Source organism: Xanthomonas graminis pv. graminis (genome assembly GCF_030168915.1).
GTDB classification, from domain to species: Bacteria; Pseudomonadota; Gammaproteobacteria; order Xanthomonadales; family Xanthomonadaceae; genus Xanthomonas_A; species Xanthomonas_A translucens.
Genome location: NZ_CP076255.1, coordinates 3,520,579 through 3,539,517 on the forward strand (window position 1 = coordinate 3,520,579; position 18,939 = coordinate 3,539,517).

Sequence of the window (18,939 nt, forward strand, 5' to 3'; positions counted from 1 at the left end):
GAGCGGCTTCAGCCGCGACCGGATCTTCCTGGTGAAGCCCGGTCGCGGCTGAAGCCGCTCCTACAGGTGGCTCATCCGGATTACGCAACGGCGCAGACACGCACAAGAAAAAGGCCGGCTTGCGCCGGCCTTTTTCGTTCCCGCGGAAGACGCGGCGTTACAGCGCCTTCGCCGCCGCGACCACGTGCTCGGCGGTGATCTGGAAGTACGTGTACAGCTGGTCGGCCGGTGCCGAGGCGCCGAACGTGTCCATGCCGACCACCGCGCCGTCCAGGCCCACGTACTTGCGCCAGAAGCCGGTGACGCCGGCCTCCACCGCCACCCGCTTGCGCACCGCGTTCGGCAGCACCGATTCGCGGTAGGCCGCGTCCTGGCGGTCGAACACGTCGGTCGAGGGCATCGACACCACGCGGGTCTTCAGGCCCGCGGCATCGAGCACCTTCTTCGCCTCCACGGCAAGGCCCACTTCCGAACCGGTGCCGATCAGGATCACGTCCGGCACGCCGCCCCCGGCATCAGCCAGCACGTAGCCGCCGCGTTCGATCTGCTGGATCTGCGCGTCGCTGCGCACCTGGAACGGCAGGTTCTGGCGGCTGAACACCAGACAGCTCGGGCCGTCCTGGCGGGTGATCGCGGCCTTCCAGCTCACCGCCGACTCCACCGTGTCGCAGGGGCGCCACACGTCGTTGTTGGGGATGTAGCGCAGCGAGGCCAGGTGTTCCACCGGCTGATGGGTCGGGCCGTCCTCGCCCAGGCCGATCGAATCGTGGGTGTAGACGTGGATCGCATGCGCCGGGTTCAACGCGCTCATGCGCACGCCGTTGCGCGCATAGTCGCTGAACACCAGGAAGGTGGCGTCGAACGGGATGAAGCCGCCGTGCAGCGCAAGACCGTTCGCAATCGCGGTCATGCCGAACTCGCGCACGCCGTAGTACACGTAATTGGCGTTCGGGTCGTCGCTGGCGACCGACTTGCTGGCCTTCCACAGGGTCAGGTTGGAATGCGCCAGGTCGGCCGAACCGCCGATCAGTTCCGGCAGCAGCGGCGCGAACGCTTCGATCGCCATCTGCGAGGCCTTGCGCGAGGCGATGGTCTGCGCCTCGCTGGCCTGCTTGGCGATATAGGCGTCGGCCTGGGCGATGAAGTCCTCCGGCAGTTCGCCATGCGAGCGCCGGGTCAGCTCCGCGGCCTCGGCCGGGAACTGCCTGGCGTACTTGTCAAATGCCTGTTCCCACTCGGCCTGGCGCAGCGTGCCGGCGCCACCGGCGCGCCAGCCGTCGTAGATCTCCTGCGGGATCTCGAACGGGCCGTACGGCCACTGCAGCGCCTTGCGCGCGCCTTCCAGTTCTTCCTTGCCCAGCGGCGCGCCGTGCGAGGATTCCTTGCCGGCCTTGCTCGGCGCACCGAAGCCGATGGTGGTGCGGCAGCAGATCAGGGTCGGCTTGTCGCTCTCGCCGAGCGCGGCCTCGATCGCGGCCTTGATCGCATCGGCATCCTGGCCATCGACATCGCGCAGCACATGCCAGCCATAGGCCTCGAACCGCGCCGGGGTGTTGTCGCTGAACCAGCCGGCGGTGTTGCCGTCGATGGAGATATGGTTGTTGTCCCAGAACGCGACCAGCTTGCCCAGGCCCCAGGTGCCGGCCAGCGAGGCGGCTTCGTGGGAGATGCCTTCCATCATGCAGCCGTCGCCCATGAACACCCAGGTGCGGTGATCGACGATCTGGTGCTCGGGGCGGTTGTAGCGCTGCGCCAGCAGCTTCTCGGCCAGCGCGAAACCGACCGCGTTGGCGAAGCCCTGGCCGAGCGGGCCGGTGGTGGTCTCCACCCCGGGGGTTTCGCTGCGCTCGGGATGGCCGGCGGTCCTGCTGTGCAGCTGACGGAAGCGCTTCAGCTCGTCCAGCGGCAGGTCGTAACCGGACAGGTGCAGCAGCGCGTACTGCAGCATCGAACCGTGGCCGTTGGAGAGCACGAAGCGGTCGCGGTTGAACCACTTCGGATTGTTCGGGTTGTGGCTGAGGAAGTCGTTCCACAGCACTTCGGCGATGTCGGCCATGCCCATCGGCATGCCGGGATGGCCGGACTTGGCGGCCTCGACCGCGTCGGCGGCGAGAAAGCGGATCGCATTGGCAAGCTGGCGGCGGGTAGGCGTCGTCATGTGGGTTCTATTGGCAGCGGGCGCGGGGCGTCGGGTTCGCTATTGTCCCACAGGCTGGGGAGTGCGGGACTCGGGACTCGGGACTCGGGACTCGCAAGAGGCTAGCGGCCACGCATCCCTATCGCCTATCGCACTGCGCAAATGCCATAACCGGTCACGGACAGCGCTTCACGAGTCCCGAGTCCCGAGTCCCGAGTCCCGAGTCCCGCCCATCCCCCTCCCCCTTCGCCACCAACGTCGTCAACGCCAGATCCCCCGTCACATTCAACGCGGTCCGACACATGTCCAGGAAATGGTTGACGCCCAGGATCATGCCGATGCCGACCGGGTCCACCCCCACCATCGCGCAGATCAGCGCCACCACCGGCAGCGAGCCGGACGGCACGCCGGCGGTGCCGATGCCGCCGAGGATGCACACCAGCATCACCATGAACTGCTGCGCGATGCTCAGCTCCACGCCGAAGAACTGGGCGAGGAAGATCACGGTGATGCCCTCGAACAGCGCGGTGCCGTTCTGGTTGGCGGTGGCGCCGACGGTCAGCACGAAGCGCGACACCTTGCTCGGCAGGCCCATCTCGTCGGCCACGCGCAGCGCGGTGGGCAAGGTGGCGTTGCTGGAGGCGGTGGAGAACGCCATCACCGTGGCCTCGCGGGTGGCGCGGAAGAACGCCAGCGGCGAGCGCCCGGCCAACTTCACCGCCAACCCGTAGGTCACCACCATGTGCAGGCCCAGCGCCAGCACCACCACACCGACGTAGGCGCCGAGCCGGATCAACAGTTCGAAGCCGAACAGCGCCGCCAGGTTGAACATGAAGCAGGCCACCGCGTACGGCGCCAGGCGGATCACCAGCCCGATCAGGGTCATCGAGATCTCGAAGACGCCTTCGATGCCGCGCCGCAGCGTCGCCACCTTGGCGTCGTCGCTGAGCACCATGCCCACGCCGAACATCACCGCGAAGAACATCAGCGACAGGATCGCGCCGTTGCTGGAAGCGGCGGCGACCACGTTGTCGGGCACGATCGACAGCAGCATGTCCATGCCGCGCGGCTGATGCCTGCTCTGGTCGACGATCTGCGCGGCGCGCTCGGCGTTCTGCAGCAGCAGTTGCTGCGCCAGTGCGTGGTCCACGCCGATGCCTGGCTTGAGCACATTGACCAGCACCAGCCCGAGCAGCACCGCGATGCCCGACAGCACCACCGTATAGCCCAGCGTCTTCCAGCCGATCCGGCCCAGCGCGCGGATGTCGCCCATCTCGGAAATGCCCATCACCAGCGCCGAGAACAGCAGCGGCACGATCAGCATGAAGATCAGGCTGAGGAACAGCGTGGACAACGGCGTGGTCAGGTACGTGGTCAGCGCCTGCACCCAGGCCGCATCGCCGCCCACGCTCAGGTGCACGGCCAGGCCCAGCACCAGCCCGAGCACGAAGCCGATCGCCATTTTCCAGTGCAAGGGCATGCCGGTCTTGGCCTTCACGGAGGTGTCGGTCATGGTGTTGCCTTGCAGGAGTGAACCCCGAGCTTAACAAACCCGCAATGGCGGGCTGCGAGCCGGCGTCACCTAGGGCGTGTCCTCGCTCTCCAGGCAGATCGCGCCGCGCTTGTGCGTGCACGGGGCGAGCAAGAGCGAGAAGGCATGGAGGATGGCTCTGCCCCGGCGATGACGTAGCGCCGAGGGCGAACAAGAGCGGCCCTGCGGGTTGGGCCTGCCAGACCCAACGCGACATCCGTGGGAATCGATGACAGGCCCTGGCGAATACGCTGCGCGCCGCCTCGCTCAGGCCCGCAACGACGCTCTCACGCGTCGCGCGGATACAGCGGCGGCAGGTCGTCCTTGCTTTGCTTGCGCGGCGTATCGCGCCAGTGCGGCCCGGCCCAGAACGCCGCACGCAGGGCGGCGCGCGCGCCCGGCACATCGCCGGCGTCGCCCCAGCGGGCGCGTTGCAGGCGTAGCACCGCTTCGCGTTGCGCGGGGTCGTCCAAGCGGGTCAGCAACGCATCGAGATCGGCGACACCGGCCTGCGTGCACAGGATCGCCGCCACCTCGTCCAGGCCGCCGCCGTCCAGCGCCTTGCGCAGGTCCGGCAGGCCGTAGCGGGCGCGTGGCGCAGTGCTCGCCGCGGACGACGCGGACGACGCGGACGACGCAGCGTATGCGCCGGCCGGCGTACGCGAAGCGCGTCCGCGCCGCCAACCCCAGACCAGCGTCGCCAGCCACAACAGCGCGAACAGCGCGGCGAGCGCCATCCACAGCGGCAACGCGCCAAGCAAGCCGGACACCGCGTGGGTCGGCGTCACCGCGTTGCCGGCCGGCGCCGCGTCCACGCTCGGCGCCGGTGCGCTGGCCGGCGCGGCAGGCGCGGCGGGTGCGGCGCGGCCGGGCAGCACCTGCAGGTTCAGATCGGGCAAGCTGGCCTCGCGCGCGCTGCCGGCCGCCACGTCCCACCACGGCACGCGCAGCCCGCTGACCCGCAACGGCCCGGCGGTTTGCGGCACGATCGAGTAGCGCCGGGTGATCTTCAATTGCGGGCTGCCGTCGACGAACTTCTCGTCGAACTGCGGCGGCTCGGCGAACACTTGCGCGCCATCGACGCTGGGCGTCGGCAGCTCCGGGAACTGCGCCTGGGTGGCGCCGCGCGCGCTGGCCTCGACCACGATGTCGGCCGCCTCGCCCACTACGGCACGCTGCGGCGTGGCGGTGTAGCGCAGGCGCAGGTCGTGCAGCGGCAGCCACGGCTGCGGCGCATTGGCCGGTTGCGCGCGCACCTGCAGGGTCTGCGTGGCACTGCGCGCGGTGAGGTCGCCGCCGCGGCCGAAATAATCGTCGAAGAAGCCGCTGGGGCCGCGCCCGCGGAAGCGCGCGCCGGGCAGCGTCAACGGCCCGCTGCGCTCGGGCACCAGCAGGTAACGGCGCTCGACGATGGTGAACATGCGTCCGTCGATCTCGCGCCGGCTCTGCACATCGTCGCCGATGCGCTGCAGCGCCGCGCCGGCCGGCGGATCCAGATCCAGCTCGCCCGAGGTCAGCGGCACGCCCAGGTACAACCGCACCACCACGCCCACGCTCTGCTGCACGTAAGGGTGCGCGTCGTCGGCCACGGTCTGCACCAGCACGTCGGCATTGCCGAGCTGCGCCGGATCGCCGGCACCGGTGCTGCCGGCCGGCGCCGCGGCGGCCACGGCGACCTGCAGCCGCAGCGGCGCGGTGCGCTCGTTGCCGACCCGCAGCGACGGGATGTCCAAGGTGCCGGTGACGCGCGGGGTCAGCACCACGCCGAACAGCGACTTGGCCGTGACCTGGCCGTTGACCATCTGCATCTGCCGGTTGTTGACCTCGTCGCTGAGCGCGAACTGCGCGCGCAAGGGTGCGTACTCCGGTGCCACCACGCCCTGGTCGGTCTCGATGTTGAGGGTGACGCCCTCGCCGGCGCCGATGCTGTCGCGGTCCAGCCACGCGCGGGTGGCGGCCGATGCCGGCAGCGCCAGCGCGGCGAGCAGCGCCAGCGTCGCCCACCGGGCCAGCCTTGCCGAATGCGTCTGCGCGGCGCACACGCCTGCGCGCCAGCGGCGTTGCTTGGGTTCGATCATGGTCCTTCCCGCTGCCTGCGTTCGTGTTCGAGCTTGAATTTGGCGCGCAGCAGGTTGCCCGGATCGTCCGGCACGCGCCGCAGCCAGGCCTCCACCGCCCGCCGCTGCTCGCGCTGCTGCGGGGTTTCCGCCGCGGCCGCGGCGGCGCGTGCGGCCGCTTGCTTGCCCGCCGTGCCCTGCTGCGCCATCGCCTGTTGCATCTGCTGGCGCTGCGCCGCATCGGCCTGCTGCTGCGCCTGCGCATCGCCCGGCTTCGGCGGACCCGGCGGCGGCGCATCCTTGGGCGCGCCCGGCGCCGGCGATTGCGCATTCTTCTGCCCCGGCTGGCCTTGCGCATCCGCCGGCGACGGCGCCTTGGCCTGCGCCGGGTCCTGGCCCTTGGGCGCGCCGCCGGCACCGGCCTGCGACGGGCCTTTCTGGTTCTGCTGCGTGCTGTCCTTGCCCTGTTGTCCCGGCTTGTTCTGCGCGGACTGGTTCTGCCCGGACTGGCGCTTGCGCGCGGCATCGACCGCGGCGCGGTTGGCCACCGCATCGGGCATCTGCGGATGCTGCCGCAGCGCCTTGTCGTAGGCGTCGATCGCCTCGTCGTAGCGGCCCTGGCGGGCCAGCGCATTGCCCAGGTTGTACCAGCCCTGGTCGCTGTCGATGCCTTCGAACTGCTGCTGCGCGGCGGCGAAATCGCCCTTGCGATAGGCCTGCACGCCCGCGTCCAGACGCTGCTGGCGCACCTGGTCGGCACGCCGCCACCAGTCGCCGCCGAGCGTCTCGGCGGCCGCTGCATGCGCCGGCAACGGCATCGCCAGCGGCAGCAGCAACACCAGCAGCACGCCAGCGCCAGCGCGGCGGCGGAACGCGAACAGGGCCAGCAGCAACAGCGGCGGCAGCAGCCAGTAGCCCTGGTCCAGCCAGACCCGGCCGCTGTGCTCGGCGGCGGCCGTCGCATCCTGCTGCTGCGCCGGTTGCAGCACGCCCAGGCCGCGCAGATCGGCATCGGTGGGCGTCAGCATGGCGTAGCGGCCGTTGCCGGCACTCGCCAGCGCTTGCAGCGAAGCGGCATCCAGTTGTGCGTGGCCGACGCCGCCCTGGCCGTCGCGATAGGCCGCGCCCTGCGCGGTTCCCAGTCCCAGCGCCGACACCCGGTAGCCCTGCCCGGCCGCGTGCGCCGCGGCCTGCTGCGCCTGCGCGTCGGCCTGGTCGCTGAGCAACAGGATGTCGCCGCGGGCGAACCCGGCCTGGCGCAGCAACTGTGCTGCCCAATCGATGGCCAGGTCGCTGCGCTGTCCAGGCACCGGCATCACCTGCGGCGACAGCGCGTCCAGGAACAGGGCGACGTTGGCCGCGTCGTCGGTCAACGGCGCGACCGTGTAGGGTTCGCCGGCGTAGGCCAGCAACGCGACTTCGCCGCCGGCACGCTCGCGCAGCAGCGTCGCCAGCTTGGCGCGCGCCTGCAGCAATCGCGACGGCGGCAGGTCGCCGGCCTCGGTCCGCGGCGACAGGTCCAGCGCGATCACCAGCGGCGTGCGCGACTGCCACAGCGGCTGCTGTTCCTGGCGCCAGCTAGGCCCGGACAGCGCCACCACCGCAAGCAGGTAGCCGAGCGCGGCCAGCCACAGGCCGGACAGCGATTGCCGGCCATCCTCCTTGGCCAGCAGATGCGGCAGCAGGTGGGCGTCCACCGCGTGCCGCCACACATTGCTGCGCCGGCGCCGGCGCAGCCAGCTCCAACCCAGCAAGGGCAGCAACGACAGCGCCCACAGCCACTGCGGCCGCAGCAGATGCAACGCCTCCAGGAAGCCGAGCACCGCGTTCATTGCCGCCTCCATGGCCACACGAAGGCGATCAAGCCCAGCAGCAGCGCCGCGCCCAGCGGCCACGCATAGCGTTCGATCCGCGGGCGCACCGCCGGGCCGGCCGAACGCACCGGTTCCAGGCGCTCCAGCTCGGCGTAGATCGAGACAAGTTGCTCGGTGTCGCGGGCGCGGAAGAAGCGGCCGCCGGTGTCCTGCGCGATCTTGCGCAAGGTGTCCTCGTCGACCTGGTCGTCGCCACCGCCGCCACCGCCGCCACCGGGCATCGGCAGACCGAACAGCGAATAGCCGCCGGCGCCGCCGAAGGCGATGGTGTAGACGCGCACGTGTTCGGCCTTGGCCAGCTCCGCCGCCTTGCTCGGTTCCAGCACGCCGGCGGTATTGACGCCGTCGGTCAGCACGATCAGCACCCGGTCGCCCTGCGGCTGCTCGCGCAGGCGCTTGACCGACAGCGCGATCGCGTCGCCGAGCGCGGTCTCGCGCCCGGCCAAGCCGACCACGCTGTCGCGCAGTTGATCGCGCACGGTGGCCAGGTCGGCGGTCAGCGGGGTCAGCGCATACGCCTTCTGGCCGAACACCAGCAGGCCGATGCGGTCGCCGTCGCGGCGGTCGAGGAAGTCGGCCAGCACCGCCTTGGCCGCGGTCAGGCGATCCACCACGCGTCCGCCCAGGGTCATGTCCGGCTCGCTCATGCTGCCGGACAAATCCACCGCCAGCATCAACTGCCGCGCCTGTTGCGGCGGCGAGATCGGCTCGCCCAGCTGCAGCGGCCGCGCCGCCGCGGCGCACAGGCAGAACCAGGCCAGCCAGGTCAGCCACAGGCCGACCCGCCACAGGCCGCCACGCGCCGGTGCGGCCGCCACCGCCTGCAGCTGCGCGGCATACGGCACGCGCAGGGCCGGCGCACTGCCGCGCTGTGCCGGCAGCAACACACGTGCCAGCAGCGGCAGCGGCATCGCCAGCAACATCCACGGCCAGGCAAACCCGGCGAGCAGATCGCTGAGGTTCTGCCAGTGCAGCGAGAGCGTGCTCATCGCCATCATCGCCGGCGCCCGTCCATCAGTTCGAGGAAGCGGCGCCGCGCCAGCGGCAGCAGCGCCTGCAGCTGCGCATGCTCCAGTTCGCGCCGATAGCCGCCATCGAGCAGCACCCGGCCCGGACCGGCAGAAAAGTCCTGGCGCTTGCCGCCGTCGAGGAAGCGCAGCCATGCTTCGCCCTGCAACGCGGCGGCGGCCGGGTCGCGCCGGCGCGCCGCGCGGCGCAGCAATTCCGACACCGCGGCCACTTGCGCCGGCGCAGCGCCGGTGGCGAGCGCCGCATCGAACTGGCGCTGCCAGCGGCGCTGCCGCGCGCGCCGCCAGGCCCACAGGCCGAACGCGATGCCCAGCGCCAACAACACCGCGGCGCCCAGCAGCAACCAGCCCGGCGCCGGTGGCCACCAGGCGGGTGCCGGCGGCAGATGCACATCGCGCAGCGGCAGTTGTTGCGGCGTCATCGCGGCGCGCTCGCGTCCGGCGCCGGCAGCAGCCAGGATTCGCTGGCCGCATCGCTGCGCAGCACGCGCACCTGCACACCGCGGCCGGGCAGTTCGGCGGCCAGCGTTTCCAGCGGCGCGACGAATTGGTGGTGCCAGCGCTGTTGCGCGCTGCCCGCCTGCAAATCGATTTCCACCCGGCGCCCGCCAGCCCAGAACGGCAGCGCCGCGCGCGGCGGCTGCAGTTCCAGCGCGTCGGCCAGCAACAGCAGCACCACGTCGTTGTGCAACGCCAGCCCGGCCCAGCGCGCCGCAGGAATTGCGTGCGCGCTGGCCGGATCGGCCAGCACCACCAGCCGCGAGCCGGGCCGCAGCAGCTTGGCCGCGTGTTCCAGCGCCACGCCGAGGCCGGCATCGTCCTGCGGCGGCTGCGCATACCAGCGCGCCAGCGCGTCGAGCACGCGCAGGGCGCCGCGCGGCCCGGCCGCCGGCGGCACCGGCGCCTCGCTGCGGCTGCCGCGCAAGGCGGCCAGGCGGTCGCCCTGGCGCTGTGCGGTCCACGCCGCCACCGCGCCGGCACGCGCGGCCTGCACCGACTTGAAACGCACGCGGGTGCCGAAATACAGCGTCGGCGCGGTATCGGCCACGATCAGGCTGAGCCGCTCGCGCTCGGCCTGGAACAGCTTGGTATGGGTGCGCCCGCTGCGCGCGGTGAGCCGCCAGTCGATATGGCGGACGTCGTCGCCGGCCACGTATTCGCGCGACTCGGCGTACTCCATGCCGCGCCCGCGCAACGCTGCCGGCGCGCTGCCGCTGAGGCCATGGCGGCCGCGCCGCGGCGGCGGCACCCGCGCCACGCTCGCGCGCAGCGCCACCAGTTCGGCCAGGGTCGGCCGCACGCCGTCCGCGCCGGTCGCGGCATCGGCGCGTGGCGTCTGCGGAGGCATCACCTGCACCGCCATCGTCGCTTACCTCGCATGCGCCACGCTGCCGCGCGCTGGCCGCACGGCGACGCGATACGCCGACGTGCTGCGCCGCTGCGGCCGCCCGGATTGGCGCCGCCGCTCGCTCAAGGCGGCGGCACCTTGTCCAACAGCGCGGCGACCAGGCGATCGCCGTCCCAGCCCTCGGCCGTGGCCTCGTAGCTGGGCAGCACGCGATGGCGCAGCACGTCCGGCGCGACCGCGCGCACGTCGTCCGGAGTCACGAAGTCGCGTCCGGCCAACCAGGCCCGTGCGCGCGCGCAACGCTCCAGCGCGATCGAGCCACGCGGGCTGGCGCCCCAGGCGATGCGCCGCGCCAATGCCGGGTCGTAGCCGCTGGCGTCGCGCGAGGCCAGCACCAGTTCGATCAGGTAGCGCTCCAGCGGCGGCGCCATGTGCAGCGACAGCACCTCACGCCGCGCGGCGAACACGTCCTCCAGCGGCATCCGCGGCGGCGGCGCCTCGCCGTGGTCCAGGGTTTCGCGCGCGCGCTCGCGCGCCAGGCGCAGGATCTCGGCCTCGGCGGCCGCTTCCGGATAGCCGATCCGCACGTGCATCAGGAACCGGTCCAGTTGCGCTTCCGGCAGCGGGAACGTGCCTTCCTGCTCGATCGGGTTCTGCGTGGCCATCACCAGGAACAGCTTCGGCAGCGCATAGGTATGCCGGCCGACCGTGACCTGGCGCTCGCCCATCGCTTCGAGCAGCGCCGACTGCACCTTGGCCGGCGCGCGGTTGATCTCGTCGGCGAGCAGGATCGGATGGAAGATCGGCCCGGGCAGGAACTCGAAGCGGCTTTCCTGCGGCCGCCACACCTCGGTGCCGGTGAGGTCGGCCGGCAACAGGTCCGGGGTGAACTGGACGCGGGCGAAATCCGCTTCCAGCCGCGCGGCCAGCGCGCGGATCGCGGTGGTCTTGGCCAGGCCGGGCGCGCCTTCGACCAGCAGGTGGCCATCGGCGAGCAGCGCGATCAGCAAGCGCTCCACCAACGCGGACTGGCCGACGATGGTTTCGGACAAGCCGTCGCGCAGGGCGAGGAACGCCGCGTGCAGGCGCTGCTGCTCGGGCGCGGCGGGAGTGGGATCGAAGCTGGAGGGCGTGGTGTTCATGTGCCGAGTTTGACCCATCGGCGGTGAAATGGTTCTGCGCGCAGCGCGAGCATCGGCCGCAAATTCAGATTTGCCTCATCCTCCGGCAAAAACGAAGACGGGAGAAGCGCATGCTTCTCCCGTCCTGATGCCAGCACCGCCTCGCCTGTGCGCGGGCGCTCGGCACGGCCCGCGCGCGTCAGCCGGCGCTGGGCGCGCGCTTGGCCACGCGCATCACCTTCGGGGTCACGAAGATCAGCAGCTCGGCCTTGCTCTTGCTGCGGCCGCGCTTCTTGAACAGATTGCCCAGAAACGGGATATCGCCCAGGAACGGCACCTTGGAGATGCTGTTGCGGTCGGTGAACTCGTACACGCCGCCGATCACCACGGTCTGGCCGTCGTCCACCAGCACCGCGGTATTGATCTCGCGGCGGTTGATTTCCGGGATGGTGCCGTAGCCTTCGAGCACGCGGTACTGGTCGACTTCGTCCTTCTTCACGTTCATGTTCAGGAACACGCGATTGTCGTCGGTGATGGTCGGGGTGACCTTCAGCTCCAGCAGCACTTCCTTGAACTGCACATTCGGCGTCGCCGCGGTCCCGCCGGTGCCGCCGGTGATGGTGATGTAGCCGATCTCCTTGCCCTGCTTGATCACCGCCTCGCGCTGGTTGGAGGTGACGATGCGCGGGTTGGAGATGACTTCGCCACGGCCTTCCTCCTGCAGCGCCGACAGCTCCAGATCCAGGTTGAAGTTGGATCCGAGCAGGGTATAGGCCAGGCTCGGCAGCGTCGGCGCACTGGTGAAGGTGGTGCCACCCAGATTGACATTGAGCCCGCGCGTGGCCGCGGTGTTGCCACCGGTCGCGCCGCTGCCGACGGTCGCGGTGTTGTCGCCATAGGTATGGGCACCGCCGATGCCGAACTTGGCGCCCAGGTCGCGAGCGAAGGTATCGGTCGCGATGACGATGCGGCCCTCGATCAGCACCTGGTCGACCGGACGGTCGATCACGTTGATCAGCTCGCGCATCTGCGCGATCTTCTTCGGGATGTCGCTGATCATCAGCGTGTTGGTGCGCTCGTCGGCGACGATGCGCCCGCGCGGCGACAGGAAGCCGTTGTCGGTCTGGCCGCTGCCACCACCGCCACCGCTGCCGCCGCCGGAGCCGCCGCCGATGCCCTTGGCCTCGGTCAGCGCTTTGAAGATCGTGGAGGCGCTGTGGTAGTTGATCTGGATGTAGTCGGTGGTCAGGTCCTCGCGGTTCTCGATCGCGATCCGCGCGTCTTCCTTGTCCTGCTCGAACTTGGCCAGTTCCTGCTGCGGCGCGACCCAGACCACGGCGCCGTCGCGGCGCTTGTCCAGGCCCTTGGCGCGCAGCACGATGTCCAGCGCCTGGTCCCACGGCACGTTGACCAGGCGCAGGGTGACATTGCCCTGCACGGTGTCGGAGGCGACGATGTTGAGGTTGGATTCCTCGGCGATCAGCTGCAGCACGGTGCGCACCGGCACGTCCTGGAAATTGAACGTCACCGGGCGGCCGCTGTAGCCGCGCGCGGCGACCTGCGCCGCCGCCTGGCTGACCGTACTCGCGCTGACCGCACCCACCGCCGGCGCCGAGGTCCGCGGCGAGATCTCCACCACGTAGTCGTTGCCCGACTGGTAGGCCATCGACTCGAATGGGCCATTGGTGCTGAGCACCAGCTGCGCGCCACCGGCGTAGGGCTTGGCGTCGATGCGCTGCACCGGCGTGGCGAAGTCGGTGACGTTGAGCGGATGCTGCAGCTCCGCAGGCAACGCGGCGTTGCCGACATCGACTACCAAGGTGTTGCCCTGGGTGCGCAGATCGGGACTGGCGCCGGCGCCGCTGAAGTGCAGGATCAGCCGCCCCGCATCGCCGTCGCCGCGCTTGAAGTCGATCTTCGACACCGTGAGCTTGGCCGGCGCCTGCGCTGCCGCCGCCGTCGGACCCGCCGCCGGCGTCGCCGCCAGCGCCGCGCCCATCACCGCCGAACTCCCCAGCAGCGTCGCCAACCCCAATGCGCGTAGCCGCACCGTCGCGCCGCGCCGGATGGGACGCAGGCTCAGGGCTTTGGAAAAAGTCATCGTGCTATCCCCATAATCAATCATTGATCGTCCAGCGCCACAGCGGCCGGACGTTCCAGCCAACCGCCAGCGCCATCCGGCACCAGTTCAATCAAATCGATGCGATCCTCGTGCACCCCGGTCACGCGGCCATCGCTCTGCCCCATGTAGATGCCGGGCCGGACCCGATAGGTCACCTTGTCCGGCGCCATCACCAGCGCCACCAGGCCACCGCCGTTGCCCAGCGTGCCGACCATTTTGAGGCCGTCCAGCGGGAACTGCTCGAGCGGTTCCTTGCGTCGGTTCGGATCCGGGCGCAGGCCGTTGTTGCCATCCGGACTCGACCAGGCATCGCTGAACGGATCGCGCAGGCCCTGGGCCGAATATTCGAAGGTCTCGAACTGCTGCATCACCGGCAGCGGCTCCAGCGGCTGCGCCGGCCGCGCACGCACCTCCTTGACCCAGTTTTCCAGGTTCGGCGCATCGCCCGGGGTGCTGCTCACGCCACGGCCGCAACCGCCGAGCAGCGCCACCAGCGCCAGCCCGGCCACGCACTTGAATGCCGCGGTCCGCCGCGTCATGCGCCACCGCCTTGCTTGGAACCCTTCTTCGCCGCGGCCGCCGCCTTCTCCTGGTCCGCCATCTCCTTGTCGTCCAGATAGCGATAGGTCTTGACCGTGCCGGACAGTTCCAGCTCGCCGCGCACGGTGAGTCCGGCCTTCCTGTCCTTGGGCTTGAGATTGATGTCGTGCATGGTCAGGATCACCACCCGCGGCAGCGACGCCACGCCGCTGACGAAGGCGCCGAACTGGTGGTAGCTGCCGACCATGCGCAGCGCGATCGGCTTCTCCGCGTAGAATTCCTTCGGCGACTCCGGACCGGGCTGGAACAGCTCGTTGGCCAGGCCGCTGGACAACGCAGTCTGCGAGATGTCGATGATCAGGTCCGGCATCTCGGTCTTGCTGGGCAGCTGCCGCAGCATCTGCTGCAGCACCTGCTCCATCTGCGCCAGCTGCTGCTTCAGCGGCTGCAGGTTGACCGCGCGGCTTTGCTCCTTCTCGAACGAGGCGCGCAACTCGGTTTCCTTCTGCTCCAGCGAACCCAGCTCGTCGCGCTTGTCGCTGAGCAGCAGGAACCAGGACATGATCAGGATGAACAGCGTGAGCAGCACGCAGAAGCCGATCTTGGCCTGCTGCGGCCAGTTGCCGATGTTGTTGAAGTCGAGGTCTTTTACGTTGAATTTCTTGCTCATGACGCCGGTCCCTGTTGCGCTGGCGTGGCGGCCGGCGCAGCGGCCGGCGGCGTCGCGGGTGCAGTCGTTGCGTTCGCTGCAGCAGGCGCGGCAGCGGCGGGCGGCGCAGGCGTGGCGGCCGCACCCGGTGCCGGCGCGGCCGCGCCCGGCACCGATTCGGAGGCGTCGCCCGGAACCGGCAGCTTGACCTTGAGGGTGAACACGTACGGCAGGGCCTTGGCGTCGACGATCGGGCCCTTGGCCTCCTTGTCCTGCGCCTTGGCCTCGATCACCGACAGCTCCGGATTGGTCATCCAGCCCGAGCCTTCGAGGTTGCGCATGTAGGCGCTGACCCGCGCATTGGATTGCGAGCGCCCTTCCAGGGTCAGGATGTCGCCTTCCTGCTTGACCGCGGTCAACACCACGCCATCGGGGATGGTGCGCACCAGCGAATCGAACAGGTGCACCATCTGCGAGCGCTTGGCCTGCAACTCCTCGATGACCCGCTTGCGCGCCAGCAGGCGCCGTTTCTGTTCGTCGAGCTTGTCGATTTCCTGGTTCTGCGCCTTGACCTTCTCGATCTCGGTCTGCAGGTAGGCGTTGCGCTCGTTCTGCCCGGTGATCTGGCGGTCGTAGTAGAACCAGACCAGCAAGGCCAGCAGCACCCCGGCCAGCGCGGCGAAGCCCAGCATCGCGTAGAACTCGCGTTCGCGTTGCTTGCGCCGCTCTGCCCGCCAGGGCAGCAGATTGATTTTTGCCATCAGTCAAAGCTCCTCAGAGCCAGGCCGGTGGCGATCATCAGCGCCGGCGCGTCCTGGGCCAGCGCATGCGCCTGGACCTTCGGCCCCAGGGTCATCTGCGCCAGCGGGTTGGCGACCACGGTCGCCACCCCCAGTTGTTCCTCGACCATCTCCGGCAACCCGGCCAACGCCGCGCAACCGCCGGCCAGCACGATGTGGTCGACCCGGTTGAATTCGCTGCCGGCGTAGAAGAACTGCAGCAGGCGGCTGATCTGCTGCACCGTCGCTTCCTTGAACGGCTCCAGCACCTCGATCGCGTAGCTTTCCGGCAGCCCGCCCTGGCGCTTGGCCATGCCGGCTTCCTCGTAGGTCAGGCCGTAGCGGCGCATCACTTCGTCGGTCAGCTGCTTGCCGCCGAACACCTGTTCGCGGCTGTACAGGCTGCGCCCGCCGCGCAGCACGTTGAGCGTGGTCATGGTGGCGCCGATATCGACCAGGGCGACCACGCCGTCGGCGGCCACCGGCAGCTCGCTGGCGACCAGCGCGAACGCGTTCTCGACCGCGAAGGCCTCCACGTCCATGACCTTGGCGATCAGGCCGCCGAGTTCCAGCGCCGACTGGCGCAGCTCGACGTTCTCCGAGCGCGACGCGGCCAGCAGCACCTGCACCATCTCCGGATTGTTGGGGATGATCCCCAGCACCTCGAAGTCCAGGTTCACTTCCTCGATCGGATACGGGATGTAATTGACCGCCTCCAACTCGACCTGCGCTTCCAGTTCGCTCTCGTCCAGTTCGGCCGGCATCGGGATCAGCTTGGTGATCACCGCCGAGCCGGCCACCGCCGCCGCGGCATGCTTGGCGCGGGTGCCGGAACGGGTCACGGCGCGGCGGATCGCCTCGCCCACGGCTTCGACCTCGACGATGTTCTTCTCGACCACGGCGTTGGGCGGCAGGGGTTCCACGGCATAATGCTCTACGCGGTACCGGTTGCCGCTACGCGACAGCTGCAACAGCTTGACCGCGATCGAACTGATATCGACACCGATCAGCGGTTGCTGACTCTTTGGGATAAGCCCCACGGATTTTCCCCTGCCGACGGGCACTTGGACGCTACTGTTGCGCCCGCGCATTAATAACGATTTTTTTGCAATTGGCAACCGCCCTGGCATGGCGTGACCTCCGTCAAGGCATGTCCTGCGGCAGCAAACCCGTCGCATCCCCGGAACCGGCCCCAGCCGTTCCCCGGCGTACTCTATACTCTGCGCCCAAGAAATCTGCAATCGGAATCTCTCTCGATGCCCCGTTTTCGTCGTTGGCTGCGCTGGGCGCTGGTCACCTTTTTCGTCCTCGCCCTGATCGGAGCCGCGGCCGCCGGCGGGCTCTATTACGTGGTGTCCTCCAAGCTTCCGGACGTGCAGACGCTGCGCCAGGTGGAGCTGCAGGAGCCGATGTACGTCTATGCCAGCGACGGCAAGCTGATGGCCCTGTTCGGCGAGACCCGGCGCTATCCGATCACCATGAAGGACGTGCCGGAGCGGCTCAAGCAGGCGTTCCTGGCCACCGAGGACGCGCGCTTCTACCAGCACGGCGGAGTGGACTACAAAGGCATCGCCCGCGCGGTGTGGCTGCTGGCCACCACCAGCGACAAGCGCGTGCCGGGCGGCTCGACGATCACCCAGCAGGTCGCCCGCCAGTTCTTCCTGAGCTCGGAATACAGCTATACCCGCAAGCTGGCCGAGATCCTGCTTGCGCGCAAGATCGAGGCCGAGCTGAGCAAGGACGAGATCTTCGAGCTGTATCTCAACAAGAGCTTCTTCGGCAACCGCGCCTACGGCGTGGCCGCCGCGGCCGAGTACTACTACGGCAAGAAGCTCAACGAACTGAGCCTGGACGAGATGGCCTCGCTGTCCAGCATCCCCAAGTTCCCGTCCAGCGGCAACCCGATCAGCAACCCAGAGCGCGCCAAGCAGCGCCGCGACAACTACGTGCTCAGCCGCATGGCCGCGCTGGGCTTCGTCAGCCAGGCCGAGGCCGACGCGGCCAAGGCGGTGCCGATGCATGCGACCCCGCACGAGCGCCCGGTCGAGGTCGAGTCGCCCTACGTGGCCGAGCTGGTGCGGCAGGAAATGATCGCCCGCTTCGGCGGCGACGTGCTCGACAAGGGCTACCACGTCACCACCACCATCGATACCGAACTGCAGGCCGCGGCCAACCATGCGGTGCGCCAGGGCCTGGTGATCTACGACCGCCGCCATGGCTGGAACGGCGTGGAGAAGCATTTCGACGTCGCCGCCGATGCCGACGCGGCCGCGCTGGCCAGCCACCTCGCCGGGATCAATGCGCAGGGCGGCATGCTGCCGAGCATCGTCGCCGCCACCGGCAGCGACGGCAGCGCCACCGTGGTGCTGGTCAACAAGACCGAACTGGTGCTGCCGGTCGCGTCCAGCCGCTGGACCGGGCGCAGCCCGGCCACGCTGCTCAAGCGCGGCGACATGGTGCGGATCCAGGCCGGCGACAAGCCGGGCGAGTGGGAAATCACCCAGCTGCCGCGCGGGCAATCGGCGCTGGTGTCGCTGGACGCCAACAACGGCGCGCTGCGCGCCCTGGTCGGCGGCTTCAGCTATGCCGGCAACAAGTTCAACCGCGCCACCCAGGCGCGCCGCCAGCCGGGTTCCAGCTTCAAGCCGTTCCTGTATGCGGCCGCGTTCGAGAAGGGCTTCAACCCGGCCTCGATCGTGCTCGATGCGCCGGTGGTGTTCCGCGATCGCCGCGGCAAGACCTGGTCGCCGCAGAACGACGGCGGCGGCTTCAAGGGGCCGATGCGCCTGCGCGAGGCGCTGGTGCAGTCGCGCAACCTGGTCTCGGTGCGCCTGCTCGACAGCATCGGCGTGGACTTCGCACGCAAGTACATCAGCCAGTTCGGCTTCCAGGAGGCCGAGTTACCACCCAACCTGTCGATGTCGCTGGGCACCGCGTCGCTGACCCCGCTGTCGGTGGCGCGCGGCTATGCGGTGTTCGTCAATGGCGGCTCGCGGGTGGACACCTGGATCATCGACAAGGTCACCGACCGCGACGGCAACGTGCTGTTCCAGGAGCACCCGCCCACCGCCTGCCGCAGTTGCGGCAGCGTCGGCGGCAGCGCCACCCCGGCCAGCCAGGTGGTCGACGGCTTCAACTTCGGCAGCGCCGCGCCGCCACCGCCGCCCGCGGCCACCGCCGCCGCGACGCCGACCCCGGCCGAGACCGCGCCGGCGACCGATCCCGAGGCCAAGGTGGCGCCGCGCGCGATCGACGAGCGCACCGCCTACCAATTGGTCTCGATGATGCGCGACGTGGTCCAGCGCGGCACCGGCACGGCGGCCAAGGTCCTGGGCCGCGCCGACGTCGGCGGCAAGACCGGCTCCACCAACGACCACCGCGACGCCTGGTTCTCCGGCTTCGGCGGCCCGTATGTGACCACCGTCTGGGTCGGCCGCGACGACTTCCGCTCGCTCGGCTACCGCGAATACGGCGGCAAGGCGGCGCTACCGATCTGGATCGAGTACATGCGCGTGGCGCTGAAGGACAAGCCGATCGCCAGCAACGATCCGCCAGCCGGCATGGTCCAGGCCACGCTCAACGGCGCCACCGAATGGGTCAAGGTCGAGGACATGGACCGCATCCAGGAGTTCGACTACGGCCAGCAGGATCAGAAGACCGACGACGCGGCGTTCGACATTTTCTGAGGAGCGCGGGACTCGGGACCGGGGACTCGGGACTCGGCGGGTCCTGGAGCCGAGGCGGCGATGGCTG

At 69.8% G+C, this 18,939-nt stretch carries 14 protein-coding genes; 1 reads left to right on the forward strand and 13 read right to left on the reverse strand.

All coding sequences use genetic code 11. The features are described 5' to 3' along the window. Positions 1–157: 157 nt before the first annotated feature. From tkt to KHF85_RS15355, 13 genes are all read right to left on the reverse strand, one after another. On the reverse strand, positions 158–2,158 hold the full coding sequence (tkt, locus tag KHF85_RS15295; protein ID WP_284567319.1) for a transketolase: 2,001 nt from the start codon (positions 2,156–2,158) through the stop codon (positions 158–160). Between the two features lie 154 nt (positions 2,159–2,312). Continuing rightward, entirely contained in the window at positions 2,313–3,650 is a 1,338-nt protein-coding gene (locus KHF85_RS15300) for a dicarboxylate/amino acid:cation symporter (RefSeq protein ID WP_284567320.1), read from the reverse strand. Positions 3,651–3,955: 305 nt separating this feature from the next. Then, positions 3,956–5,746 (reverse strand): BatD family protein, encoded by a 1,791-nt coding sequence (locus KHF85_RS15305; protein WP_284567321.1) that lies wholly within the window; start codon positions 5,744–5,746, stop codon positions 3,956–3,958. Next, a complete protein-coding gene (locus tag KHF85_RS15310; protein WP_284567322.1) occupies positions 5,743–7,557 on the reverse strand; it encodes a vWA domain-containing protein in 1,815 nt (604 codons plus the stop codon). Before KHF85_RS15310 ends, KHF85_RS15305 begins: the two co-directional genes overlap by 4 nt. Beyond that, positions 7,554–8,597 carry a vWA domain-containing protein gene (locus KHF85_RS15315; RefSeq protein ID WP_284567323.1) on the reverse strand — a complete coding sequence of 348 codons (1,044 nt, stop codon included), beginning with the start codon at positions 8,595–8,597 and terminating at the stop codon, positions 7,554–7,556. The genes KHF85_RS15310 and KHF85_RS15315 overlap by 4 nt, the downstream gene beginning before the upstream one ends. Then, the gene (locus KHF85_RS15320) at positions 8,594–9,049 is read right to left on the reverse strand and encodes a DUF4381 family protein (protein WP_284567324.1); all 456 of its coding nucleotides are present in this window, start codon (positions 9,047–9,049) and stop codon (positions 8,594–8,596) included. Before KHF85_RS15320 ends, KHF85_RS15315 begins: the two co-directional genes overlap by 4 nt. Beyond that, positions 9,046–9,975: a DUF58 domain-containing protein gene (locus KHF85_RS15325; RefSeq protein WP_284567325.1), complete on the reverse strand. Its 930-nt coding sequence runs from the start codon at positions 9,973–9,975 to the stop codon at positions 9,046–9,048. The genes KHF85_RS15320 and KHF85_RS15325 overlap by 4 nt, the downstream gene beginning before the upstream one ends. 122 nt (positions 9,976–10,097) lie before the next feature. Next, positions 10,098–11,117 (reverse strand): AAA family ATPase, encoded by a 1,020-nt coding sequence (locus tag KHF85_RS15330; protein WP_284567326.1) that lies wholly within the window; start codon positions 11,115–11,117, stop codon positions 10,098–10,100. A 178-nt stretch (positions 11,118–11,295) separates the two neighbouring features. Continuing rightward, positions 11,296–13,197: a type IV pilus secretin PilQ gene (locus KHF85_RS15335; protein WP_284567327.1), complete on the reverse strand. Its 1,902-nt coding sequence runs from the start codon at positions 13,195–13,197 to the stop codon at positions 11,296–11,298. A 20-nt stretch (positions 13,198–13,217) separates the two neighbouring features. Next, entirely contained in the window at positions 13,218–13,757 is a 540-nt protein-coding gene (locus tag KHF85_RS15340; RefSeq protein WP_284567328.1) for a pilus assembly protein PilP, read from the reverse strand. Next, positions 13,754–14,428 (reverse strand): type IV pilus inner membrane component PilO, encoded by a 675-nt coding sequence (locus KHF85_RS15345; protein ID WP_284567329.1) that lies wholly within the window; start codon positions 14,426–14,428, stop codon positions 13,754–13,756. The genes KHF85_RS15340 and KHF85_RS15345 overlap by 4 nt, the downstream gene beginning before the upstream one ends. Next, a complete protein-coding gene (locus KHF85_RS15350) occupies positions 14,425–15,168 on the reverse strand; it encodes a PilN domain-containing protein (protein ID WP_284567330.1) in 744 nt (247 codons plus the stop codon). Before KHF85_RS15350 ends, KHF85_RS15345 begins: the two co-directional genes overlap by 4 nt. Beyond that, positions 15,168–16,226: a pilus assembly protein PilM gene (locus KHF85_RS15355; protein WP_345782167.1), complete on the reverse strand. Its 1,059-nt coding sequence runs from the start codon at positions 16,224–16,226 to the stop codon at positions 15,168–15,170. Before KHF85_RS15355 ends, KHF85_RS15350 begins: the two co-directional genes overlap by 1 nt. A gap of 216 nt (positions 16,227–16,442) precedes the next feature. On the opposite strand from KHF85_RS15355, the gene KHF85_RS15360 reads away from it, so the two are divergent. Further along, a complete protein-coding gene (locus KHF85_RS15360; RefSeq protein WP_284567332.1) occupies positions 16,443–18,872 on the forward strand; it encodes a penicillin-binding protein 1A in 2,430 nt (809 codons plus the stop codon). The last annotated feature ends 67 nt before the right edge of the window (positions 18,873–18,939 follow it).